Source organism: Betaproteobacteria bacterium (assembly GCA_016709965.1).
Lineage (GTDB): Bacteria > Pseudomonadota > Gammaproteobacteria > Burkholderiales > Rhodocyclaceae > Azonexus > Azonexus amarohabitans.
Genome location: JADJLT010000006.1, coordinates 537410 through 560883, shown reverse-complemented (window position 1 = coordinate 560883; position 23474 = coordinate 537410). Strand labels below are relative to the sequence as shown.

Annotated in this window: 31 protein-coding genes; 20 read left to right on the top strand and 11 right to left on the bottom strand. The window is 58.8% G+C overall.

Going from position 1 to position 23474, the window contains the following annotated elements:
* Positions 1-32 precede the first annotated feature (32 nt).
* Complete coding sequence (locus tag IPJ12_17195) at positions 33-1043, top strand: MBL fold metallo-hydrolase (GenBank protein ID MBK7648832.1); 1011 nt, start codon at positions 33-35, stop codon at positions 1041-1043.
* Between the two features lie 29 nt (positions 1044-1072).
* The gene (locus tag IPJ12_17190; GenBank protein MBK7648831.1) at positions 1073-1384 is read left to right on the top strand and encodes a cytochrome c; all 312 of its coding nucleotides are present in this window, start codon (positions 1073-1075) and stop codon (positions 1382-1384) included.
* Between the two features lie 52 nt (positions 1385-1436).
* On the opposite strand, the gene dut is transcribed toward IPJ12_17190, so the two are convergent.
* Positions 1437-1886, bottom strand: a complete 450-nt coding sequence (gene dut, locus IPJ12_17185; GenBank protein ID MBK7648830.1) for a dUTP diphosphatase — start codon at positions 1884-1886, stop codon at positions 1437-1439.
* The gene (gene coaBC / locus IPJ12_17180; protein MBK7648829.1) at positions 1886-3076 is read right to left on the bottom strand and encodes a bifunctional phosphopantothenoylcysteine decarboxylase/phosphopantothenate--cysteine ligase CoaBC; all 1191 of its coding nucleotides are present in this window, start codon (positions 3074-3076) and stop codon (positions 1886-1888) included. The genes dut and coaBC overlap by 1 nt, the downstream gene beginning before the upstream one ends.
* Before the next feature lie 46 nt (positions 3077-3122).
* Between coaBC and radC the strand changes: the two genes are divergently transcribed.
* The 3 genes from radC to rpmG all read left to right on the top strand — a co-directional run bounded on the left by radC (position 3123) and on the right by rpmG (position 4304).
* Positions 3123-3803, top strand: coding sequence for a DNA repair protein RadC (radC, locus tag IPJ12_17175; protein MBK7648828.1), 681 nt, complete (start codon positions 3123-3125; stop codon positions 3801-3803).
* 81 nt (positions 3804-3884) lie between these two features.
* Positions 3885-4118, top strand: a complete 234-nt coding sequence (rpmB, locus tag IPJ12_17170; GenBank protein MBK7648827.1) for a 50S ribosomal protein L28 — start codon at positions 3885-3887, stop codon at positions 4116-4118.
* An 18-nt stretch (positions 4119-4136) separates the two neighbouring features.
* Positions 4137-4304 (top strand): 50S ribosomal protein L33, encoded by a 168-nt coding sequence (rpmG, locus tag IPJ12_17165; GenBank protein MBK7648826.1) that lies wholly within the window; start codon positions 4137-4139, stop codon positions 4302-4304.
* 50 nt (positions 4305-4354) lie between these two features.
* Here rpmG and IPJ12_17160 read toward each other — a convergent pair whose 3' ends face one another.
* Positions 4355-4852: a disulfide bond formation protein B gene (locus tag IPJ12_17160; protein ID MBK7648825.1), complete on the bottom strand. Its 498-nt coding sequence runs from the start codon at positions 4850-4852 to the stop codon at positions 4355-4357.
* A gap of 148 nt (positions 4853-5000) precedes the next feature.
* On the opposite strand from IPJ12_17160, the gene IPJ12_17155 reads away from it, so the two are divergent.
* The 4 genes from IPJ12_17155 (at position 5001) to IPJ12_17140 (ending at position 7562) form a co-directional block, all read left to right on the top strand.
* Entirely contained in the window at positions 5001-5705 is a 705-nt protein-coding gene (locus tag IPJ12_17155) for a winged helix-turn-helix domain-containing protein (protein ID MBK7648824.1), read from the top strand.
* On the top strand, positions 5692-7128 hold the full coding sequence (locus IPJ12_17150) for an ATP-binding protein (GenBank protein ID MBK7648823.1): 1437 nt from the start codon (positions 5692-5694) through the stop codon (positions 7126-7128). The genes IPJ12_17155 and IPJ12_17150 overlap by 14 nt, the downstream gene beginning before the upstream one ends.
* Before the next feature lie 105 nt (positions 7129-7233).
* Positions 7234-7383, top strand: coding sequence for a hypothetical protein (locus IPJ12_17145; GenBank protein MBK7648822.1), 150 nt, complete (start codon positions 7234-7236; stop codon positions 7381-7383).
* Positions 7383-7562, top strand: coding sequence for a hypothetical protein (locus IPJ12_17140; protein MBK7648821.1), 180 nt, complete (start codon positions 7383-7385; stop codon positions 7560-7562). The genes IPJ12_17145 and IPJ12_17140 overlap by 1 nt, the downstream gene beginning before the upstream one ends.
* Before the next feature lie 47 nt (positions 7563-7609).
* Here the strand turns inward: IPJ12_17140 and IPJ12_17135 are convergent, their stop codons facing one another.
* Positions 7610-8515, bottom strand: coding sequence for a LysR family transcriptional regulator (locus IPJ12_17135; protein ID MBK7648820.1), 906 nt, complete (start codon positions 8513-8515; stop codon positions 7610-7612).
* A gap of 92 nt (positions 8516-8607) precedes the next feature.
* Here IPJ12_17135 and IPJ12_17130 point away from each other — a divergent pair, with 92 nt between their 5' ends.
* Positions 8608-9372: a sulfite exporter TauE/SafE family protein gene (locus IPJ12_17130; protein MBK7648819.1), complete on the top strand. Its 765-nt coding sequence runs from the start codon at positions 8608-8610 to the stop codon at positions 9370-9372.
* 12 nt (positions 9373-9384) lie between these two features.
* Here the strand turns inward: IPJ12_17130 and IPJ12_17125 are convergent, their stop codons facing one another.
* A complete protein-coding gene (locus IPJ12_17125; protein ID MBK7648818.1) occupies positions 9385-9954 on the bottom strand; it encodes a sigma-70 family RNA polymerase sigma factor in 570 nt (189 codons plus the stop codon).
* A gap of 120 nt (positions 9955-10074) precedes the next feature.
* On the opposite strand from IPJ12_17125, the gene IPJ12_17120 reads away from it, so the two are divergent.
* From IPJ12_17120 to IPJ12_17100, 5 genes are all read left to right on the top strand, one after another.
* A complete protein-coding gene (locus tag IPJ12_17120) occupies positions 10075-10254 on the top strand; it encodes a zf-HC2 domain-containing protein (GenBank protein ID MBK7648817.1) in 180 nt (59 codons plus the stop codon).
* Positions 10255-10285: 31 nt separating this feature from the next.
* Entirely contained in the window at positions 10286-10606 is a 321-nt protein-coding gene (locus IPJ12_17115) for a hypothetical protein (GenBank protein MBK7648816.1), read from the top strand.
* A 57-nt stretch (positions 10607-10663) separates the two neighbouring features.
* Positions 10664-11506, top strand: coding sequence for a DUF692 domain-containing protein (locus tag IPJ12_17110; GenBank protein MBK7648815.1), 843 nt, complete (start codon positions 10664-10666; stop codon positions 11504-11506).
* Positions 11506-12258 carry a putative DNA-binding domain-containing protein gene (locus IPJ12_17105; protein ID MBK7648814.1) on the top strand — a complete coding sequence of 251 codons (753 nt, stop codon included), beginning with the start codon at positions 11506-11508 and terminating at the stop codon, positions 12256-12258. The genes IPJ12_17110 and IPJ12_17105 overlap by 1 nt, the downstream gene beginning before the upstream one ends.
* A 269-nt stretch (positions 12259-12527) precedes the next feature.
* A complete protein-coding gene (locus IPJ12_17100; GenBank protein MBK7648813.1) occupies positions 12528-12674 on the top strand; it encodes a hypothetical protein in 147 nt (48 codons plus the stop codon).
* 96 nt (positions 12675-12770) lie between these two features.
* On the opposite strand, the gene IPJ12_17095 is transcribed toward IPJ12_17100, so the two are convergent.
* Genes IPJ12_17095 through IPJ12_17070 form a run of 6 tightly spaced genes read right to left on the bottom strand, consistent with a single transcriptional unit; the run spans position 12771 to position 18290 of the window.
* Complete coding sequence (locus IPJ12_17095; GenBank protein MBK7648812.1) at positions 12771-14051, bottom strand: mechanosensitive ion channel; 1281 nt, start codon at positions 14049-14051, stop codon at positions 12771-12773.
* On the bottom strand, positions 14048-15310 hold the full coding sequence (locus IPJ12_17090) for an RsmB/NOP family class I SAM-dependent RNA methyltransferase (GenBank protein MBK7648811.1): 1263 nt from the start codon (positions 15308-15310) through the stop codon (positions 14048-14050). The genes IPJ12_17095 and IPJ12_17090 overlap by 4 nt, the downstream gene beginning before the upstream one ends.
* Positions 15307-16293, bottom strand: coding sequence for a DUF3108 domain-containing protein (locus IPJ12_17085; protein MBK7648810.1), 987 nt, complete (start codon positions 16291-16293; stop codon positions 15307-15309). Before IPJ12_17085 ends, IPJ12_17090 begins: the two co-directional genes overlap by 4 nt.
* A gap of 7 nt (positions 16294-16300) precedes the next feature.
* Positions 16301-16948, bottom strand: a complete 648-nt coding sequence (locus tag IPJ12_17080; protein MBK7648809.1) for a phosphoribosylglycinamide formyltransferase — start codon at positions 16946-16948, stop codon at positions 16301-16303.
* Entirely contained in the window at positions 16945-17649 is a 705-nt protein-coding gene (locus IPJ12_17075) for a hypothetical protein (protein ID MBK7648808.1), read from the bottom strand. Before IPJ12_17075 ends, IPJ12_17080 begins: the two co-directional genes overlap by 4 nt.
* Positions 17649-18290 carry a DedA family protein gene (locus tag IPJ12_17070; GenBank protein MBK7648807.1) on the bottom strand — a complete coding sequence of 214 codons (642 nt, stop codon included), beginning with the start codon at positions 18288-18290 and terminating at the stop codon, positions 17649-17651. Before IPJ12_17070 ends, IPJ12_17075 begins: the two co-directional genes overlap by 1 nt.
* A 52-nt stretch (positions 18291-18342) precedes the next feature.
* Here IPJ12_17070 and IPJ12_17065 point away from each other — a divergent pair, with 52 nt between their 5' ends.
* From IPJ12_17065 to IPJ12_17045, 5 genes are all read left to right on the top strand, one after another.
* The gene (locus tag IPJ12_17065; protein MBK7648806.1) at positions 18343-19434 is read left to right on the top strand and encodes an ionic transporter y4hA; all 1092 of its coding nucleotides are present in this window, start codon (positions 18343-18345) and stop codon (positions 19432-19434) included.
* Positions 19435-19498: 64 nt separating this feature from the next.
* Entirely contained in the window at positions 19499-21340 is a 1842-nt protein-coding gene (mutL, locus tag IPJ12_17060) for a DNA mismatch repair endonuclease MutL (protein MBK7648805.1), read from the top strand.
* Positions 21340-22008 carry a hypothetical protein gene (locus IPJ12_17055; GenBank protein ID MBK7648804.1) on the top strand — a complete coding sequence of 223 codons (669 nt, stop codon included), beginning with the start codon at positions 21340-21342 and terminating at the stop codon, positions 22006-22008. Before mutL ends, IPJ12_17055 begins: the two co-directional genes overlap by 1 nt.
* A 119-nt stretch (positions 22009-22127) precedes the next feature.
* Positions 22128-22541 (top strand): hypothetical protein, encoded by a 414-nt coding sequence (locus tag IPJ12_17050; protein ID MBK7648803.1) that lies wholly within the window; start codon positions 22128-22130, stop codon positions 22539-22541.
* Positions 22542-22761: 220 nt separating this feature from the next.
* Positions 22762-23454, top strand: a complete 693-nt coding sequence (locus IPJ12_17045) for a hypothetical protein (GenBank protein ID MBK7648802.1) — start codon at positions 22762-22764, stop codon at positions 23452-23454.
* Positions 23455-23474: the final 20 nt, after the last annotated feature.

The window sequence follows — 23474 nt, the reverse complement described above, 5'->3', positions numbered from 1 at the left end:
ACCCATCTCGAAAAAAGACAAAGGAGACACCCATGAACCGTCGCCGCTTTATACAGAATTCGGTTGCCTTTGGCGCCTTGAGCGCCGTTGAATTTACCCCCTGGCAAACGATCAGCGCCTTTGCCAAGGAAATGGATGATTTTGTACGAGGTCCTGCAGTCAAGGATCACCCGCTGCGCCAGATATCCAAACACGTGTGGATGATCTTTTCCCCGGACGGTTTCCCCACTCCTGAAAACCAGGGAATGATGTGCAACATCACTTTCGTCGATACCGCCAAAGGCCTGGTTGTCGTCGATTCGGGGGCATCGGTGCAGATTGGTGAAATGGCAATCCGCCAAGTCAAAAAGCATTTCAACAAACCAGTGATTGCGATCATCAATACCCACTATCACGGCGACCACTGGCTGGGGAATCATGCTTACGTCGACGCTTACGGGAGCAGCCTGCCGCTCTATTCGCACCCGGGCACCATCAAGGCAATTCAGGGGGTTCAGGGCAACATGTGGCGGACGCTCATGGAGCAATGGACCAACCAGGCAACCATCGGCACCCGCGTTGTCCCGCCTAACCAGCCACTGGAAAACGGCGCCGAGCTCAAATTTGGCGACGTAACCCTGCGCGTGCACCAACTCGGCACGGTACATACGCCATTCGATCTTTGTGTCGAAGTCATCGAGGATAAAGTAACCCTGGTGGGCGATGTCGCTATGGATCGACGTATCGCCAACATGGATGATGGCTCCTATATTGGAACGCTGAAAGCCTATGACGCTCTGGAAAAGACAGACAGCACAATATGGCTACCGGGCCATGGCGAGCCAAGCGCCAACGTATTGCAATGGAACCGGGCGCTCTTCGAAGGTATCTATCGTTCATGCGAGCAAGCCGTCAAGGATGGAATGGGGCTAGAAGCGGCCAAGGCGCTGGTCCTGAAAGATCCTCGCGTGGCCAGCCGGGCACGTGACACCAAGGGATTCGAAACCAATATCGGCAAATACGTCAGTCTCGCTTATCTGGAAGCAGAAGCTGCTGGCTTCTGAATGAGACCAAGCACATGACAGGAGACAACATGAATCAGAAAATCTTGACGATACTCGCTGTTTTAAGCACTGGCGCATGGGCCGAAGAGCCTTGGGGCACCGTCGACCTGCAAGCGGGCAAAGCCATGCACGACAAAGCCTGCACCGGTTGTCACATCAGAATGTATGGCGGCGATGGCAGCAAGATGTACAGCCGTGACGGGAGGATGCTGTCCGACAAGCTGGAACTGCTGCAGCGTGTCTCATCCTGCAATTCGTCAGTGAATGCCGGCTGGTTTCCGGAAGACGAAGGGAACGTTGCTGCTTGGCTAAACAAGCATTATTACCATTTTGAGCACTGATAAACGAGATTGAGGGGCGCTGCAGCCCCTCAATCTCAATCGACAAATTACCTCATGCCTTGCCGGTGCTGCCGAAACCACCCTCGCCGCGATGGCTGGCATCGAAGTCATCGACAATATTGAACCCCACCTGCGACACCGGCACCACGACCAGTTGCGCAATGCGATCCAGTGGATTCAAGGTAAAGCCGACGCTGCCACGGTTCCACACCGACACCATCAATTCCCCTTGATAGTCGCTGTCAATCAAACCGACCAGATTGCCCAGCACAATGCCGTGTTTGTGGCCGAGCCCTGAGCGCGGCAGGATCATCGCGGCCAGCCCCGGATCAGCCAAGTGAATCGCCATGCCGGTTGGTACCAGTGTTGTTTGCCCGGGCGCCACATGCAACGGCGCCTCAATGCAGGCGCGCAAATCCAGCCCGGCTGAACCCGGCGTCGCGTAATTTGGTGGGTTGTCACGCAGACGGTTATCGAGAATTTTTGCGTCGATACGATGCATCAGTTTTTTCCAATCAAGATCGCAATATGTTCAATTAGCTGGCGCGCCAACACCGATTTCGGCGCCGGGTTCAGCGGATGCACGCCAGCATCATCGAACAGCACCAGACGATTGTCGTCGCCGCCAAACCCATCCTGAATCAGGTTGCCGGCGATCAGCGGGATATTCTTCTTGCGCCGCTTGGCCTGCGCATATTCTTCCAGATTGCGGCTCTCAGCGGCGAAACCAACGCAAAACGGCGCGTCCGACAGCGCAGCTACTTCAGCCAGAATGTCCGGATTTTCGATCAGCTCGATCGGCTGAATGCCACCAGTATCTTTTTTCAGCTTGTGTTCGGCCGCATTGGCAACGCGATAATCAGCCACCGCTGCGACACCAATGAAAACATCAGAATCTGTCGCCTGCGCCATTACCGCGGCATGCATATCGAGCGCACTCCGTACATTGATGCAGTCGACCCCTAGCGGCACAGACAATCCTACCGGGCCGGAAACCAGCGTCACCTCTGCTCCGGCCTGCCTCGCCGCGCGTGCAACCGCATAGCCCATGCGACCGGAGGAAAGATTGGTAATGCCCCGCACTGGATCGATGGCCTCGAAAGTTGGCCCGGCAGTGATCAAGACCCTCTTGCCGGTCAGCACCTTGGGCGTAAAAAACGCAATCACTGCTTCGAGGATTTCCGCCGGTTCCTGCATGCGGCCGGCACCGATTTCGCCGCAAGCCTGCTCGCCGCTGGCCGGGCCAAGAATGCGCACGCTATCGGCCTGCAACTGATTGATGTTGCGCTGTGTGGCCGGGTTTTCCCACATCTGGCGGTTCATTGCCGGCGCCACCAGCAACGGGCAGTCACGGGCCAGTACCATGGTGGCCAGAAGATCATCAGCCATGCCGTGCGTGATTCGCGCCAGGAAATCCGCCGAAGCCGGCGCTACCAGAATCAGGTCGGCCTGGCGCGACAAATCAATATGTGCCATGGCGTTGGGCATCCGTGCATCCCACTGATCCATGTAGACCGGTTTGCCGGAGAGTGCCTGAAAGGTGGTCGCTGTCACGAAATGGGTGGCCCCCTCAGTCATGGCCACTTGCACATCCGCCCCCTGTTTACCCAACAAGCGGACCAGTTCAGCCGCCTTGTAGGCCGCGATACCGCCGGTCACGCCGAGAACGATGCGTTTTCCCTGTAATTCCATTGTCTTGCCATTAGAATTGGTGTCCGCACATTCTACTGGAAAGAATATGGCGATTACCGACTGGCCGGAAGGCGAGCGACCTCGCGAACGACTGCTGGCACACGGCCCGGAAGCGCTCTCCGATGCTGAACTGCTGGCTATTTATTTGCGAGTAGGTGTACGAGGCAAAAGTGCCGTCGATCTTGCCCGCGATCTGCTACATCGCTTCGACGGCCAGCTCGGCACACTGGCCGAAGCCTCGCTCGACGAACTGGCCAGCGTTTCCGGCATCGGCATGGCCAAGGCCGCTCAGTTGAAAGCCAGTTTCGAACTTGCCCGACGAGCACTCTCACAGGACATGGCCACTCGCGACAGCTTCACTTCACCCGGCAAGGTGCGTGACTGGCTGCGCTTGAAGCTGGCCAACCGTGGCCACGAAGTATTCATGGCCTTGTGGCTGGATGCGCAAAACCATCTGTTGAAAGCCGAAGAATTATTCAGCGGTACGCTGACGCAAACCTCTGTTTACCCGCGTGAAGTAGTCAAGGCAGCGCTCGCCAACAATGCCGCTGCCGTCATTCTGGCCCACAATCACCCGTCCGGCATAGCCGAACCCTCGCGCGCCGACGAAATGCTCACCCGCTCACTGAAAGAGGCGTTGGCCATGGTCGACGTCAAGGTTCTCGACCACTTCATCGTCGCCGGCAACACCCCGCCACTGTCCTTTGCTGAACGGGGTTTGCTATAAAATTCATAAAACCCCTTGAAACGACTCAGTACTTTTGGTTATACTTGTGGGCTCTCTTCTAGCGAATTCTGGAGCACCATCATGGCGCGAGTCTGCCAAGTAACGGGTAAAGGCCCGATGGTTGGGAACACTGTTTCCCATGCCAACAATAGAACCAAACGCCGCTTCCTGCCGAACTTGCAGTACCGTCGTTTTTGGGTCGAATCTGAAAACCGCTTCCTGCGCCTGCGCGTTTCCAACGCCGGTCTGCGCCTGATCGACAAGAATGGCATCGATGCCGTTCTGGCCGACCTGCGTGCTCGCGGCGAAGTCTAATAAAGAAGGAATAATAAAATGGCTAAAGGCGGTCGCGAAAAAATCAAGCTGGAATCTACAGCTGGCACCGGTCACTTCTATACCACCTCCAAGAACAAGCGCACGACGCCTGCGAAACTGGAGTTCATGAAGTACGACCCGAAGGCTCGTAAGCACGTTGCTTACAAGGAAGTCAAGCTGAAGTAATTCGGCTTCTCCGGCATTCGACAAACCCGCCTTCCGGCGGGTTTTGTTTTTTATGCCTGGCGTTTTTGCATGAAGAGCATTGCGGCATAAACCACGATGCCGGCAAAAATCAGCACTGACCAGTTGGCCATCGACAGACCGAACATCTCCCAGTCGCGGCTGGCACAGAATCCAGTAGCCAGAAACATCGACGGCATCTGCATGCCCAACCAGTCGACCAAACGTTCGATCAGATTGGGGTCAGTAAAGCTGCATTCCGGCGCCAGTTCTGGATACGCCTGCATCCATGTCTGATAGGCGGCAACGCCAAACCCCAGCACGCCCAAGCTGCCAGCCAACGAAGCCCACAGCATCCTGCCGGCTGGCAGGGCAAATCCCAGCAAGCCAATAACGCCGATGAGGATGTAAAGCAGGCGCTGAAAAATACAGAGTGGGCACGGTGCCAGATGCAGCAGCGTTTGCAATTCCATACCAACCGCCACCAAGCCGAGACAACCCAGCGCCAAGCTAGCAAACCAAGCCCGGACGGGCACTTTCGACCAATTCATCAAGACATCCCAAATAGACGATCAACTGGAATTCTAAGCGATCACTGGCCAGTGTTGAAATTTGCTCATTTTTTCCGGTTGACCGTGGAAATTCCCCTGCAGGCACGGGAAAGTGGACCGCCGCCCGACAGGTCGTTAAGATTAGCGAATGAACACACGCATACTGCTTGTCGAAGACGACGAACGCCTGGCCGAACTGACGGCTGAATATCTCACCAAGAACGACATGGAGGTCAGCATCGAGCCACGCGGCGATACCGCCGAGGCGCGAATTCTGGCCGAACAGCCCGATCTGGTCATGCTCGATGTCATGCTGCCCGGCAAGGACGGCTTCGAAGTTTGTCGCGCAGTGCGCTCGCAATATCGCGGCGTGATCCTGATGCTGACCGCCCGCGACGAAGATTTCGACCAGATTCTCGGTCTTGAAATGGGTGCTGACGACTACATCGCCAAGCCGGTTCAGCCGCGTGTCCTGCTCGCCCGCATCAAGGCCCTGCTGCGACGTCTGCCCACCGCCAGCGATGCAAACAATGGCGAATCGGAAAGCATGGTCTTCGGTCAGTTCAAGATCAGCCAGTCGACCCGCACTGCGTCGCTGACTGGCCACACGATCGACCTGACCACCGCCGAATTCGACCTGCTATGGCTGCTCGCCTCCCATGCCGGCAATGTGCTCTCGCGCGACGACCTGCTACAGGAGCTGCGCGGCATCGGCTTTGACGGTCTTGATCGCTCTATCGATGCGCGAATTTCCCGCTTGCGCAAGAAACTGAACGACGACCCGGAAAATCCGACGCGCATCAAGACCGTACGCGGAAAAGGCTATCTTTTCAGCAAGCATGACTGGAACTGATCCACAAGCCACTGACGAAAGCCCGAAGGCACAAAGTCAGGGTCTCGCCCGCTCGCTGTTCCGGGTCTCCCTGCCGCGCTGGAGGGGTAGCCGCTACAGCCTGTCGAAGCTGTTTTTCAATTTCTATCTGTTGGCCATGGGCTCGTTTGTCGCCATCGCCTTCACCGCCGATTTCGTCATTTCGACCGCCCAGCGGGGCATTACCGACGACTACGCCCGACGTTTCATGCGGGGCACGATCACCATCATCGAAGACGAGCTTTTTCGCCAGCCACGGCGCGAATGGCAGAAAAAACTCAAGGATATCGACGAAAAGTTCTCCTATCGGCTAGGTATCGTCGAACGCATGACGCTCGACCATACGCTGACGCCCAGCCAAGTGGTCAAGCTTGATGCCGGCGATATCGCCATCGACCATGACGGCGATATCATGTACCACCGCCTTGGCACCTCCAGTCAGGTTCTGGTCGTCGGCCCGCTTGCCTCGAACCGCAACCCGGAACTCAAGGATCGCCTGCCACTTGAACTGCGCTTGCGACTGCTGACCTGGAGCCTGATCGGCCTCATTTTTGCAATCGCGCTTTGGTTCTGGGTCCGACCCATTTGGCGCGACCTCGAAGCCTTGCGCCAGACCGCACTTGACCTCGGTGACGGCAATTTTGAGGCGCGCTCGCCGACTGCCCGAACCCAGCTTTTCGCGCCGCTCTCCGACACCATGAACAGCATGGCGGAACGTATCCGCCAGTTGCTGGCCACCCATCGCGAACTCTCTTGCGGTATTTCGCACGAATTGCGTACCCCCATCGCCCGCATGCGATTCGCGCTGGAAATGCTTTCGGAAACCGACGAACGGGCAGAAGGTGAACGGCTATGGGCCATGATGGAAGCCGATCTCGACGAACTCGACCAACTCATCGACACCAGCCTGACCTACGCCCGATTTGAACGTGAAGCACCCGAAGCGCATTTCTCCAGTGTCAAATTTGCCGAATGGCTGACCGACGAAGTCAATTCCGTACGCCTGCTGGGCCGTCAGCTTGACGTGACGGTCGACACTGAAAATCTACCGGAAAATTTCTGCGTAGACCTCGATCGCAAAGCCATGCCATACGCCTTGCGCAACCTGCTGCGGAATGCCTTCAAATACGCCAGCAAGCGAATTTCCATTAACGCAGAAATCATCCGCGACCAGATACGTATCAATGTTGACGACGACGGCATTGGCATTCCAGCAGAAGAGCGCGAGCATATCTTCTCGGCCTTCACCCGCCTGGATCGCTCCCGCGACCGCTCGACGGGCGGTTACGGACTCGGGCTGGCCATTGCCCGCCGTGTCCTCGAACTGCAAGGCGGCACCGCCACCGCCGACGCCTCGCCACTCGGTGGCGCCCGCTTTACGCTGACCTGGAAAACCCGCCAATAGGGCTTCGGCAAAGGTTACACAGCGTTACAGAAGATCAAAGCCTGTTACTACCAGCCAACGCTCGCGCAACAGACGGTCTGCCCTGCCCCGCCTAAAATGCGAGGCATGGAAGAAAACGAAGCCCACCAAGAGGACGAAAAGGAAATCATCAAAATGAATATCAAACAATTTATCGAAGCAACGCGCCAGTATCTCTTCGAGATAGCCGCCGTCCAGCCCGCGCTGGATGTGATCCCTGCCCGTCAGGATCGTTAATGGCCTTTGCGGACAACCTGCCGATCAGCGAGTCGCTCGGTGTCTTTATTGGCATCACGGGATTTGACTGGCTATCCGAAGGTCAGGCAGAACCGCTCAAGGCTGCAGTCACCGCCGTAGCTGCAGGCGCGCTGATCGTTGTCGCTCGCCAGATTCTGAAAAAGCGCCACAAACGCTGAACCGATTTGCCCTCCTCTCGAATACCCCCCGATTCGAGATATCCCTGTTACCCCGCCCCAAGTGGCGGGGTCTTTTTTTGTGCGACGATTTCAGCAAAACGCCGGGCCAGCGGGCTTGCCTGGAGTGGTAAGACCAGCGCACTTCTCGCACAGGCGTCGTCATCACTGAGTGGCCGGTAAGTCAGGCCATCAACAGCCATTGTCGTCATGCGCCGAGGAACAACTGCAATACCCAAACCAGCTGCCACCAGATCAAGCATGGACGTTTTTCTTGAAATAACCCGTGCCAGATTTGGCACAAACCCGCGACGCAGGCACAAATCAGTGACCAATCTGGCCAGACCTCCTCGTTCACGATGTACCGCTGAGACAAATGGTGTTTGCTGCAACTCGGCCAAGGTCAGACTTTCCCTGCTCGCCAGTGCGTGATTGGAAGGCATAGCTACCCACAACGGCTCATCAACCAATTCGATAAATGTGACTGCCGGATCACGCCGCAGGACAGGAAGGCGGACGATACCGAGGTCAGCCTTGCCACCAGCGACTTCGGTAACTTGAATTTCGGAAGAAATGCGGTCCAGATCAATGCGTGCATTCGGTGACTCATCCAAAAACTGATGAATCGCCGGCATCAAGCTACCGGCAGGAATCGAGCTGGAATGCAGAAGCCGCAATACGCCAGACTCCCCGCGCGCCAGTTGGAGCCCTTCGTCGGCAGCCGCACTGAGCAGATTCTCAACCGCCATGACTCGGTCACGGTAACCTTTCCCGGCCAGGGTCAAACGCACGCCTCGTGCTTCCCGTTCAAAGAGCAGAAAGCCGAGTTCCTTTTCCAGCAAGCCAATTTGCCGACTTAAAGCCGGCTGGGCGACAAACAGGGTGGCGGCGGCATGGGTAATGCTCCCGAGGTCTGACACGGTCAGAAAATAGCGGATCTGCTTCAGGCTAGCCATGCTTTTTATGAATGTATCACCAAATATTTTGATATTTGTTTTATAGCGGATGGGCTTTCAGAATGAAATATTTCAGTCCATCGAGATCATTCATGAACGATTTCTTATCCCTGCCAGGCATCGCAGAAAATCCGGCTTACCTTCTGTTCGCGGTGGTGATGGTCACCGCTGCCTATGCGATTTTCACTTTGGTTGGTTTCGGCTCAGCTTTGATAGCAAGCAGCCCGCTGGCGTTGATCATGCCCGTCTCTCGGGTGATTCCGATACTGGCTTTGCTGGATTTCAGCGGATCGTCGCTACGCGGTTACAGCGCTCGACGAGCGGTCGCATGGGGCGCGTTCCGACAACTTTTTCCCGGCATGTTGCTTGGTCAGTTGTTGGGTGTTGCTGTTCTGGCCAGGCTACCAGCGGCGATAATGGCTGTCGCACTGGGTGTTTTTATTGTCATACAAGGCCTGCGCGGCTTCATGAGCAAGGCAGACGCGCCCCGGAAAGCCCGCTACCCGGCATTGGCCTACGGCATATTCGGTGGGGTATTGGGTGGCCTGTTCGGCAGCGGCGGATTTGTTTATGCTGCTTATCTCGAACGCAATCTGGAAAAGCGGGAGGCATTTCGTGCCACGCAGGCAGTACTCATTGCGCTATCGACCGGATGGCGCATTGTTCTCTGCATTGCCATCGGCCTGATGGATTTCAAGTTATTGATGTCGGCCATGGCGTTCGTGCCGGCGATGGCGCTCGGTGTCTATCTTGGACACCGCGTCGATTTGCGGATGAGTCGGGAACAACTTTTTCGCCTGCTTAACACCCTGCTGATTGCCAGTGGCTTGAGCTTGATCGTTCGATTTATAACCTGATGCCCGAACGCTTCACGCGGCTTCGCCAAACCAGTTGGCGCCCAGGCACGCACGCAGGGACAGGCGGGCACGGTGTAGCTGGACAAAACAGTTGCTGGCTGTAATGGCCATGGTCTGGCAGATTTCGTCAGTATCGAAGCCGAGTACTTCGCGCAAGGTGAAAATTCGAGCACTGGCATCGGGCAGGCGGTAGAGGCAGGCCTCAAACACTTCCCAGAATTGTTTGCTTTCCATGGCTTGCTGCGGCGTCTGCCATTCTGACGGGCGGGTATCTTCGGCCCAGTGCTCTCGGTCGTCGAAAAAAGCATTCAAATCGTCGTCATTTTCCGGGTTGACCGTCGCATTCTCGCGCACCTTGCGGCGCAGTACATCGATGATTTTGTTTTTAAGGATGGAGAGCACCCAGGTGCGCAGCGAGGCCCGCGAGGCAAACTTTTCCTTTCCCAACAGGGCGCCGGTCAGCGCTTCCTGCACCGCATCCTCGGCCTGGGCACGATCGCGCAGTTGCAACTCGGCGAAGCGCAGCATGTCTCGCCGCAGGCTTGTGAGAAAATCGGGGTCGCGCAGGGGATCCAGGGGCATGTCGGCTCAATATGTTTTGCTCGTTGTGGATCATACTGTAAAAAATATTTGTAAGATTTTGATGACCGTTGCGACTAATTGATCAGGCCCCAAAGCCCACGACGAAAGACAGGAATTGAAATGATCAGCTGCAAGGAAGCAACCCGCCTCGCCTCGATACAACTGGAACGCAAGCTCAGCCGTTGGGAGCGCCTGCAGTTCCGCTTTCACCTGGCGTTTTGTGCCGGTTGCCGACGGGCTGAAAAGCAGTTCGCGTTCATGCGTCAGGTTACGGGCTCATGGATGAGTCATTCCGACTAATTCAGACACCTCAATCACAACGGAGAAAATCATGAAAAAACAAAATATCGCATCCCTGGCCGTCGGCTCAGCCTTTGCTGCCATCGCCCTCAGCCCGCTTGCCCACGCTGCCGAAAACCCGTTTGGCGCAACGAAGCTGGAAGTCGGCTATCAACTGGCCGAAGCCGATACCAAGATGAAAGATGCCAATTGCGGCGCCAGCAAAAAGATGGAAGCCTCGTGTGGCGCCGAGAAGAAGGCGGCTGAAGCCAAGGCGATGAAAGAGAAAAAAATGGATGCCAACTGCGGCGCCAGCAAGAAGGCCGCTGAAGCCAACTGTGGCGCCAACAAGACGATGGATAGCCATAAGTAAGCCAACCGGTTGCGGTGCGGGGCTCTCCCCGCCCGCTATCCCACCTGGAGGATTCGCATGCAGCCACGTCATGCGCACGGCGCCGGTCTGGGCTTTCGCCGCGAACTGATCGCCCCGCTCAATGCCGGGGTACCTGATGCCATCCGCTTCTTCGAAATTGCACCCGAAAACTGGGCAGGCATGGGTGGACGATCCGCCAGAGAGCTACGCCAATTCACTGAGCGCTACCCTTTTGTCTGCCATGGCCTGTCGCTGTCACTCGGCGGCCCTGGCCCACTGGATGCAGCATTGCTCCGCCGCATTAAAAGCTTCATGACCGAGCACGGCATCGGGCTGTACACCGAACACCTGTCGTGGTCCGCCGATGAAAACCACCTCTATGACCTGCTGCCAATTCCGCTGACTGAACAAGCCGTGCGCTGGACGGTCGAGCGCATTCAGCGAGCGCAGGACATCCTCGGCCAACGCATCGGTATCGAGAACGCTTCGACCTACGTGGCGCCACCGGGCGCTGAAATGAGCGAGGCCGAGTTTATTTCCAGCATCGTCCGCGAAGCGGATTGCCTGCTGCATCTCGACGTCAATAATATCTATGTGAATAGCCAAAATTTCGGCTTTGACGCGCTGAATTTCCTGCACGCGCTGCCACTGGAGCGCACCTGCTACGTCCATATCGCCGGCCATTTTGTCGAACCGAATGGCCTGCACATCGACACCCACGGCGCAGAAGTCATCGATCCGGTATGGTCATTGCTCGAAGCAGCTTTTGTGCGGATTGGTGGCGAGGTGCCGACCTGTCTGGAACGGGATTTCAATTTTCCAGAATTTTCCCGGTTGACCGCGGAAATCGAACACATTACCCGATTGCAGGCTGCCGCCGGGCAGCGCAAGGCTGCCTGATGACCGCCGATACCCAGCCCGATTTTCAACAATTCCAGCGCGCCTTCGCCCTCCACCTGCGCGATCCGCATCACACCCCACGTCCGGACGGCATACCGGCCGGGCGCATGGCCGTGTACAACGAGCTGTTGTTCAACAACATCTGCGGCTTTATTGACCGCTGTTTCCCGGTCAGCCAGAAAATGCTGGGCAAAAAGCGCTGGCGGCGACTGTGCCGCACCTTTTACCGCGACTGGCCGCTGCATACGCCGTGGTTTCGCGAGATTCCGCGCGAATTCGTCCGCTATCTGGCCGAAGCCGAGATCCGCCAAGCACTCCCCGCCTGGCTGGCTGAACTGGCGCATTATGAATGGGCCGAACTGGCTGCCGACATCATGGACACCCCGCTCCCGGCGCACGACCCGGCGGGTGATCTCCTGGCCAACCCGGTTGCCCTCAACCCGGCCCTTTTCAACCTCGCCTACAGTTGGCCGGTGCATCGCATCGGGCCGGATTACCGGCCACGTAAGCCACAACCCACTTACCTTGTCGTCCATCGCGATGCCAATGACGACGTGCAATTCAGCCAGATCAATGCCGTTACCGGCCGCCTGCTGACCCTGCTCGCCACCGCCCCGACCAGCGGCGAGGCCGCCATCCGCCAGATTGGCACCGAACTGCAGCACCCCGACCCCGCGCAATTGCTGGCCCACGGTGCGGCGCTACTCGACGACCTGCGCCGGCAGGGCATCCTCCTCGGCACGATTGCCTGAAAGTCGCGGCTGAACCACTCCATCCAGACTTACTGATTTTTTGCTGCGCTGGCGGCAAATGATCGTGAAAACCATCAAGCTGCTCACCGGCGGCGAGCAGTAGCTGGAAGCAAGCGATGTTTACTCCCTCTCGGATGCCTGGAAACAGGCTACGGCGCCGTTCTGCACGATGTCAGAATTCGTTACAAAGACCACAAACGACGCACACAGACATGGCCATCCGCGCTCGATAAAGTGAATTCGTCCTAACCCGAAAAGGAGAAGCCACGATGGAAAAAACGAAGCGCAGGGTCAAGAAGTTTTTCAAGCTCGACAAGCTGGGTCAGCGCATTGCACACGCCAGCAAAGCCTTTGACCGGCAGCGCAAGGAACGCCTGATGCGCGCCTTCGAACGGCAGATGCTGCTCAGCAGCTAAGTATTCGGCGGTTGCAGCGGCAAGAGACTGGTGCCGCGGTCAACCGGAAAAAAACCGGAAAATTGAAAAAATGGCGCGGGGCTTCCGCGCCATTTTTCATGCGCTGGCGGCCGGTGGCCCAACCTCGTTCAGAATGCGCACTTCGCGCTGCGGGAACGGAATGCTGACACCGTTTTCCTTGAAAGCTCGCCAGATCGAAAAATTGACGTCGGATACGATGTTGGCCTTCCCGCCTTCCGGATCACCGATCCAGAAACCCAGATCGAGATTGATGCTGCTATCGCCAAACTGGGTCAGGAAAACCTTGGGTTGCGGCTCAGCCAGCACCCGCTCGTGCGACGTCGCGGCTTCCAGCATCAGTCGTACGACCAGCTCGAGATCGCTGTCGTAGGCCACGCCAACCGTTGTGCTCAGGCGCAGCTGCGCATTGGACAAGGTCTGGTTCTGCACGGTCGTGCTGATCAGCGTTTCGTTCGGCACAATGAATTCGGTACCACCGGGATGCTTGAGCACCGTGTAGCGCGTGGTGATCTCAGTCACTTCCCCGCTATCGGTACCAACCTGCACGATATTGCCGATGCGGATGGAACGGTCGAGCAGGATGATGAAACCGGACACATAATTGCTGGCGATCTTTTGCAGGCCAAAGCCGAGGCCGACACCCAGGGCGCCGGTAAAGACCGACAGTGCCGTCATGTCGATGCCGACCAGCGCCATGCTGGTCAGGATGGCAACCACGGTCAAACCGGCCTTGGCGACGCGGATACCCACGATGCGCAGATTGGCATCGAGCGTGTGCAGACGCATTAGCCGGCCTTCGATGATGCCCGCCACCCACAGCGCAAAAACGACAGTCAGGAAGATGGTGGCAATGCCGCGCAGGATGGTCCACAGGTCGATATGCTGCTTGCCGATGTGAAACTCGATCTGCTCCATGGCGTCGATGACATACGGCGCCAGATCGGTGATGTAGAGCGCCAGCCAGCCCCAGACGGTCGCGGCGATGATGCGCTCCCAGGCAGTCAGCCAGGTGGCCCGCGGGAAAGCCTGACGGAGCACGAAAATCACGCTGCGCACCAGTGCCATTGAACCGAGCAGCGGCATGGCCAGCTTGAGCAGATTGACGTGAATGACCGAACCCAGCGTCGCAATGGCGATGCCGGTCAGTACCATGCCAGTCAGCGGAAAAGCGAGACGGGAACTGGCGTCGGACAATCGACCGGCACCTTCCAGATGGCGCCCCCGCCACCAGCGGGCGATCAGGAAGGACATTCCGAGGCATACCACGAGGGCGACCGCCTGCCAGACGAAACTTGAATCGTTGAAATCTGCCAGCAGGTCAGTGATCAGGCGCAGGGCCTGGCTCTTCTCACTCATGCCTTGCGTTCCAGCGCAGCGGCAAAGAAGCCATCGGTGTTGTGCAGATTAGGCAACAGGCGCAGCGTGTCGCCGTCAAAAGCAATGCCCTGCTTGGCGAGAATAGTGGCGGCGGGTATCAGCGTGAAATCAGGATGCTTCGCAAGGAAAGCGGCGACGATGTCGTCGTTTTCTGCGGTCAACAGGCTGCAAGTGGCATAAACCAGACGACCGCCGGGGCGAACCATGGTGGATGCGGCGTCGAGGATCGATGCCTGCTTGACGGTCAGTTCGGCGACCGACGCCTCGTCCTGCCGCCATTTAAGGTCCGGATTACGACGCAGGGTGCCAAGACCGGAACACGGCGCATCGACCAGCACGCGATCGGCCTTGCCGGACAGCCGCTTGATCTTGGTATCGCGTTCATGCTCGATGCGGGCCGGATGAACGTTGGACAAGCCGGAGCGAGCCAGGCGCGGCTTGAGATTGGCGAGGCGCTTGTCGGAGACATCGTAGGCGTAGAGGCGGCCGGTATTGCGCATCAGCGCGCCGAGCAGCAGCGTTTTGCCGCCGGCACCGGCGCAGAAATCGACGACCATTTCGCCACGCTTCGGTTCGAGCAGGAAACCGAGCAGCTGGCTACCTTCGTCCTGTACCTCGACGGCACCTTCGATGAATAGCGGATGCTTGGCCAGCGCCGGCTTGTCGCGCAGGCGCACGGCAATCGGCGACAGCGGGCCGGGCATGGCGGCGATACCGTCTTCAGCCAGTTTGGCCAGCACCTCATCGCGATTGGCCTTCAGGGTATTCACGCGCAGATCAAGCGGCGCCGGCTGGTTGAGGGCATGGGCCAGGGCCAGCGTTTCATCGGCGCCAAACTGCGCCTCCAGGCGGTTGTACAGCCAATCCGGCAGGTCGCAGCGGACGGCGGGCGGAAAATCGGCCTCCGGCATTGCCTTGGCGGCGGCCAGCCATTCTTCTTCACTGGCCTTGAGTACCGGCGCCAGTTCGCGCTGGCTCCAGCCACGGGTCACGGCCAATGCCGCCAGCAGGCGACGACGATCGGACAATTTACCGGCGCAACGCGCTTCCAGACTGCGACCGCGGCGCAGCACGGCGAACACAGTTTCGGCAACGAAGGCCCGATCGGCATGACCGAGCTGGCGATGCTCGCGAAAATAGCGGGACACAACGGCATCGGCCGGGTAATCGAAGCGCAGCAACTGGCCGAGGACGGCTTCGGCATGGGCAAACAGGGCAAGGGTGAAGCGGGCTTTCATTGAGATCCTATTTCGGTAGCGACTTGCTCGAAGATGTCGCCTTTTTTATCGGTGTAGCGGATTTTAACCGGCAAGCGGTGGCGATCGAGCGCAATCCAGATTTCGGTGACGGTATCGCCGATGGCGCGCAGATGCAGGGTGCGGAAATGGCCGGCGGCGATGTCGATTTCTTCTTCACCCAGCGAATCGAGGGCAAAGCGGTCGTATTTTTTGCCAGTGACGACGCCAACCCGGGCGCCCATTTCTGGCTTTTTCAGGTAAGCCAGCTGATAGTTCAGTGACAGAATATCCTGCGAACCCAGACTGATCGGCTGGGTCGCAGCGCCACGCGACAGATGGACTTCACTGGCCGACCAGTCGAAATCGGCATTTTCATTGGCATCCTTGCCGTTCTTGCGCGTGCGGTATTGCTCAGGCTGCAGGCCGCCGGCAACCAGCCGGCCGCTACTTTCATTTTCGAAAACCAGCGGCTTGATCAGCGCCGCGAGCCCGCTGGTCCGGGTCATGCCGCGCAGCCGATAATGGCCGTCCTCGGTGAATTCCCAATTGTGTTCAGCCCGCCCGATCTCGAATCCTTGCGTGCCGTAATAAATAACGAAGCGCATGGTGCCTTTGGATGGCAACTGCGGTTTGGCCGGCGGCGGTGCGACTGGCGGCGCGACTGCCACGGTCGACGGCAATTCCGGCGCTTTTTCCGAAGGTTTTTCCATCGGCGCGACCGGCAGCACCTGCGCGGCGCTGGGCAACGGCTGCTTGCTGGCCAGACGTCTCGGCTTTGGCGGCTTCGGGCGCGGCTGGGCAGCCAGCTTTTTCTCGACTGGCTTTGGCGCAGCTACTGGTGCGGCCGGCGGCGGTGGCTGCAACTCGGCGCGCAAGGGTACCGGCTCATCGACACCGCCAAACAGTTCGACATCGGTGCCGAACAGAGCTGCAATATGAATGCCGAGCGATGCAGCGAGCGCGAGTGCAAAGGCAAGCGGCATGACCGGCTTAGCGAAGCTCGGGCGAAATCAGCACGGCACTGTCGGCCAGCTCGGCCGCCAGCCGCACACGGCCGTTGTCCAGCGTCAGCTTGTCTTCAGCAAACCAGCGGACGGCTTGCGGATAGATCTTGTGCTCCTGCACCAGAATTCGGGCCGCCAGGCTCGCCTCGGTATCGCCATCGAGCACCGGAATGGCCGCCTGAATGATGACCGGCCCATGATCGAGCGTCGGCGTGACGAAATGCACCGTACAGCCATGAATGCGCACCCCCTCTTCCAGCGCGCGCTGGTGGGTATGCAGGCCGGGGAAGGAAGGCAGCAGCGACGGATGGATGTTGATCAGCCGACCTTCATAGTGACGGACAAAGCCGTCGGTCAGGATGCGCATGAAGCCGGCGAGGACGACCAGATCAGGCGCAAAGGTGTCGATGCACTCCGCGAGTCGGTCGTCGAACGCCTCGCGTCCCTTGAACGCCTTGTGGTCGATGTAATGCGTGACGATCCCATACCGGGCCGCGGTCTCCAGACCATCTGCATCAGGCCGGTTACTGATCACTGCAGCAACATTGACGGGAAGATTTCCGGCTTCACGGGCGGCGAGCAACGCCTCCATGTTGCTGCCACGACCGGAAATCAGGATGACGATATTCTTCATTTCAAAAAACCCACTGGTAAAAAGACTGCGCTGACCACGGACTGGCTCAGGCGTGAAAACGTGCGGCCATTGCGGTCTGCAACGACCTTGGCCATAAAATCGAGCAAGCCCATGACGCGACCGAATTCGCGCTCGTAGGACAGGTTGCGGTTGACCGGGTCCAGCTCGTTCGAGAGCAGGAACAACTCGCCCGCCGCATTGCGGTCATGGCCTAGCTTCCAGACCGCGACATCCATGTTGCGGGCGCTGTTGTACAGCTTCATTTCGTTCAGGCTGTCGAGAATGTAGAACTCCTCCTTATGCTCGAACGCCGCGTCGACCATGCTCAGCAGCCCGAAAACCAAGGCCGCGACACGGTCACCGCTATAAACCTCGGCAAAGGCCAGCGACGCGACCGCCCCCTCGCGCTGGCCGCTGAATTCCGGCCAGCTGCGATGCTGGCGCTGGCGCAAACGCTCGACCGCCGCTTCGCGACTGACGGCGCCGCCCTTTTTCCACTCCTTGGGATTGCGCTTGTAGAGCTTGTCGGCAATCAGCAGCAGGCCACCCACCACCTCGGCACGATTGGTATCGGCAATGCGGTCGACTTCCGATTTCAGCAAATATTTCGGGTCGACCGTGGTATCCGTCCGCCCGTCCTTGCCCAGCTTGGTCGCACAGGCTGTCAGCATCACAGCGAGGATGACGGCCAGCCAGCGCATCAGGCAGCCTTGCTCTTGACGTAACCGATGCCGATTGGAACCAGCGAAAATGCCACGATGCCGACGATGATCACCGACAAATTTGCCTTAACCCAGGGCATGTTGCCCAGCCAGTAACCGGCCAGGCACAGCGACACCACCCAGGCCAGCGCGCCGATCAGGTTGAATATCGTGAAGCGGACAAGACTCATCGACCCAATGCCGGCCACAAATGGTGCGAAAGTACGAAACAACGGCAAAAACCGCGACAGCACCAGCGTCTTGCCGCCATGTTTCTCATAAAAAGCGTGGGTCTTGACCAGCGCATCCTTGTTGAAGAAGCGCGAGTTTTCCCACTGGAACACCTTCGGACCGAGAAAGCGGCCAATCTGGTAATTGACCGTATTGCCGAGCACTGCCGCGGCGGCCAGCACGCCGATCAGCGTCAAAATATCCATGCCGCCCTCACCAATCGCGGCCAGCGCACCGGCCACGAAAAGTAGCGAATCGCCGGGCAGGAAGGGCGTCACGACAAAACCGGTTTCGGCAAAAATGATGAAGAAGAGGATGCCGTAAATCCACAAGCCGTACTGCTGGACCATGATGGCCAGATGCTTGTCGAGGTGGAGAACGATATCGATAAATTGGGCGAGGAGATCCATGCGTTGCGCCGAGCTTTGAATGAGGCCGCATTATAATCCGGGCATGCCCACCATGCCCCGCTTCCCATCCATACTCGGCCTGCCACTGTGGAGTATCGCCACGCCTTTGCTGGCAGGCTCCTTGTTGATTTCCGGTGACCTGGTGCCATCGGAATGGCCTTGGTTAGCCGCTATATCCATCGGACTGATTTCGGCAGTCATGGTTGCCGTGTTCCATGCCGAGGTGATCGCCCACCGTATTGGCGAACCTTTTGGCACGCTGGTTCTGGCACTGGCGGTGACCGTCATTGAGGTATCGCTGATCGTCTCGATGATGCTTTCCGGCAGCGGCGCGCCCAGCGAACTGGCGCGCGATACAGTATTTGCCACCGTCATGATCATCTGTAATGGTGTCGTCGGCCTCTGCCTGCTGGCCGGCGCCATGCGCCATCGCATCATTACCTTCCGGGTCGAAGGTGCCGGCTCAGCGCTGTCTGTGCTGACCGCGCTGACCACCCTGACGCTGGTCTTGCCGAAATTCACGACAACCACCAGCGAGCCAACCTACTCCCCCTCGCAACTGGCCTTTGCCGGGCTAATGTCGCTCATCCTATACGGCGTGTTCGTCTTCGTGCAAACCGTTCGCCATCGCGAGTTCTTCCTGCCCGTCACTACGGACGGCGACGATGAGCATCCGGCAATCATCGGAACTGCCGGCGCCCTGCTCAGCCTTGGCATGCTTGGCATCGCACTGCTCGCGGTCGTTGGCCTGGCCAAGAAATTGTCGCCCGTCATCCAGCATGCCGTCGAGGCAGCAGCTGCCCCGGCTGCCGTGGTCGGCGTTGCTATCGCCCTGCTCGTTCTCCTGCCGGAAACCTGGGCGGCCCTGCGCGCCGCGCTGCGCAACCGGATGCAAACGAGCCTGAATCTGGCGCTCGGCTCGGCGCTGGCCACCATTGGGCTGACGATCCCCAGCGTCGCAGTAGTCTCCATTTATCTCAAACTGCCGCTGGTCCTTGGCTTGCCATCCAAGGAAATCGTCTTGTTATTTCTCACATTGCTGACCAGTGCCATTACACTGGCTGGCGGCCGGGCCACGGTACTACATGGCACGGTGCATCTGGTGATTTTCGCGGCTTTTCTCTTTCTCGCGGTTGTTCCCTGACCCCAACCGATTGCCGTGACGAAGCTCAGCCAACCTGGGACGCTGCTCACCTTATAATCCCGCCATGCCCACGATAGCCCGCCTACCCGACCTGCTGATCAGCCAGATTGCCGCTGGCGAAGTGGTCGAAAGACCCGCCTCCGTCCTCAAGGAACTCCTCGAAAACAGCCTCGATGCCGGTAGCAAGGCCATTCAGGTGCATCTGGAGGAAGGCGGCGTCAAGCTGATCCGTATCACCGATGACGGCTGCGGCATTGCCAAGGACGAACTGGCGTTGGCCCTGACCCGGCACGCCACCTCCAAAATCGCCAGCCTCGATGACCTCGAACGCGTCGGCACACTGGGCTTTCGTGGCGAGGCGCTGGCCTCGGTCGCCTCCGTCGCCCGCCTGAGCATCACCAGCCGCGAACGCGGCGCGGCGCACGCCTGGAAACTGCGCGGCGAGTCTTTGGCAAATGCGGGCGCCGAACCGGAACCCGCCGCATTGATGGCCGGCACCGTCGTCGAAATGCGCGACCTTTATTTCAACACCCCGGCCCGCCGCAAATTTCTTAAATCGGAAAGCACCGAATTCGCCCACTGCGCCGATGCCGTCCGGCGGTTGGCGCTAACCCGGCCGGATGTCGCCATCAGCCTGACCCACAACGGCCGTAACCTGTTCCAGCTCGCCCCGGCCAACGCCCCTCGCCGCATTGCCGACATTCTGGGCGATGACTTCCTCGGTGCCGCCCGTGCAGTGGATGCCGGGGCCGGCCCGCTCGCCATCGCCGGCTTCGCCATCGACCCGACCCGCGCCACCGACGCCAAGGATGGCCAGTACGTCTTCGTCAACGGCCGCTTCGTGCGCGACAAGATCATCAGCCACGCCCTGCGCGAAGCCTATCGCGACGTGCTGCACGGTAGCCGCCAGCCGGCCGTCTGCCTGTTCGTCAACATCGACCCGGCGCTGGTCGACGTCAATGTCCATCCGGCCAAGACCGAAGTCCGCTTCCGTGACTCGCGCGCCATGCACCAATTTGTATTCCACGCCATCCAGCGCACGCTGGCCACGGCGGTGCAGGCCGAAAGTGCACCGTCACTGGTTGACCGTGAGACTGCCACGGTCAACCCGGAAAATCGGCCAAATTACGAATATTCCCCACCGCTCCGCCATCAAAGCAGTCTCGGCGTCGCCGAGCCGGCCGCCGCCGCTTACCTCGCCTTTGCCCGCGCCGCGCAGGACATCGGCCAGTCACCCACGCCGCGCCCCGAATTCGCCCCGCAATTCCAGTCAAGCGCAACGATCAGCCGCCCGGCCGCCGACCTCCCGTCAGGCAGCGAAGCACCACCACTCGGCTACGCCATCGCCCAGCTCCACGGCGTCTACGTCCTCGCCCAGAATACCCGTGGCCTGGTGCTGATCGACATGCACGCCGCGCATGAACGCATCCTCTACGAAAAGCTGAAATCCGCCTTCGACAACCGCCAGATAGCCACCCAGGCGCTACTCATTCCCGCCGTTTTTTCGGCAGACCCGCTCGATATTGCCGCCGTCGAAGAGCACGCCGAGGCGCTGGCCGACCTCGGCTTCCAGATCGCCCCGCTCGGCCCCAATCAACTCGGCGTGCGCGCCGTCCCCGCCCTGCTTCAATCGGGCGACCCCGCTGCGCTGGCCAAATCGCTGATTGCTGAACTACGCGAACACGGCATCACCCAGCTCGCCACCGCCCGCCGCAACGAACTCCTCGCCACCATGGCCTGCCACGGCGCCGTCCGCGCCCGCCGCCTGCTCACGATTCCGGAAATGAACGCCCTGCTCCGGCAAATGGAAGAAACCGAGCGCGCCGGCCAATGCAACCACGGCCGCCCGACATGGACAGAGCTGACGATGGATCAACTGGACAAGCTGTTTTTACGGGGTCAATGATGCTGCGTCAGCTTGCGGCCTTGCTTTTCGCCTGCACCATGACATCGGCCGTGCTTGCCGACGTACCCGATGCCAGGCAAGACTGCCAACAGCGCAATGCGGCGCTCTGCCGCGCGGGAGGGGTCGATTTTGTCAATGTCGGTCCATGCCCACCCGAGGCGATCACCTTGCGCCCACCCGGCAACGACCAATGCGCTGAAGCCTACCCCCGCGACCGACCGAACTTCCGTCCGGAACGCCCCGATCGTCCGGATGAAAAACCTACGTCCACCAAACGCCCAGCATCGCCGCAAGGCGCTACAGCGCCTTCACCATCCACCGATTGGCGCATGCCTGCCGCGCTGTTCGCCGCTTTTCTGGTCACTCTCGGCATAATTGACTGGCTAGTGCGCCACTTGTTGCGAAAACAGCGAGAGCGGCAGCGGCGATTGGGGCTAAACGACATGACAACATTGATCGCCAGCGGCATCGGTGGCTTCTGGATTGCCTGGCGGGTGACAGGATGGACCTTCGCGCAGATCGTCGAGCATTATCACAATGCCGATACCATCGCACCGGTCCTGATCGGCTCACTGGGCGCAGCGATCGTGTTCATGCTGACCCTGCCGTTGGCGATCGGACTGATCGCCGTCATCCTGTTCAATGTTCAGGAACACCTGCGAAAATAAGCCTCACGTCATGGTCTGCCTGAAATAGGTTCGCGGTTTGTTCATGCTCCAAAAGCTCCCTTCCTTCTGATTCGGCGCACACTGAAGTCTCCACTGTCTCGCCATGAACGGAAGCGCGCATGAAAATCCTCAAAGCTGGGGCAGCCTACTTTGGCTTGGTGTTTGGTGCCGGCTTCCTCCTCGGTTGTATCCGGGTACCCTTTCTCGTGCCGCATCTGGGCGCCAGAGTGGCCGAACTACTTGAAATGCCGGTTCAGTTCGTTGTCATCGTGTTTGCCGCTCGCTTTATCGTGCGGCGATTTTCCCTGCCGCTCGATACAGCCATTCGACTGGGCGTAGGATTTGTCGCCCTGGGCTTGGCGATTGCCGCGGAGTTGCTGTTGGCGCTGGTCTTGGCGGAGCGCTCGGTGGGTGAGTACCTGGCTAGCCGTGATCCGGTTTCGGGCAGCGTTTATCTGGTCATGCTACTGGGATTTGCGCTCTTGCCTCTCATCTTGGCGCGCGTGAAACTGCTGTGGCCAAATCTTAACTAATCCCCGACGCAAGTTTTAATTTGTACCTAGCCGCCTTGGGTCAACATCTACGGTCAACCGGAAACTTTTGCGAAAATTGAAATTTCAGCGCGGGCGGCAGGCGTATTGACATCGGTTCCCCGGCAGAATTAATTCGCGCCAGTCTCGATATTCCTTCATCATTTCCGCTGGCAATTGATTAACCGACGCAAACATTCATAACCCTCTTATGGGAAACGCCATGTCCATTGCAAGTCCGCTATCCGCCGTCGGCCCCATTCTGGCGGGGCTTTGGTTCGCCAATCCATCCATGACATCGGCCTGCGATGGATCACCGGTAATTCGCACGGCGACATCGGCCACGATCAAGGCCTTCGTTCACGCCAAACGGCGTAACGTCGTAAGCTTCGTCGGCTACTCAGGGGCCGGCTATGAAGTCCCTGACGCCATGCTGGCGCAGGCCGGGCAACTGCTCGACAACTTTCAGCCGGCAAAGACGATGATCAATATTGGCGCCACGGCAGACGGCATTGGTGCAGTTTACGAACTGGCCAAGGAGAAAGGTTTCACCACGATGGGCATCGTTTCCCAACTGGCCCGTGCTGAAAAGGTGCCGCTTTCACCCTGTGTCGATTACGTTTTTTACGTCAAGGACCGCAGTTGGGGCGGGCGATTGCCTAGTTCGGAAAAACTGGCACCAACATCGGCCGTAATCATCGCCAACAGCTCGGCGATCATCGGTTTCGGTGGCGGCGACATTGCGCGCGACGAAATGCTGGCGGCCAAGGCTGCGGGCAAATCCGTTACTTTCTTCGCAGCGGATATGAATCACCAACTTGCCCGCGACAAGGCCTTGAAAAAGGGTCTGCCCGAAGTCACCGATTTCCGTGGCGCGGCGGGCGCCGCCTTTGAGTCGGCAAAGCAATCGCAGTGAGTTTTGTGGCGGTCGGCCCT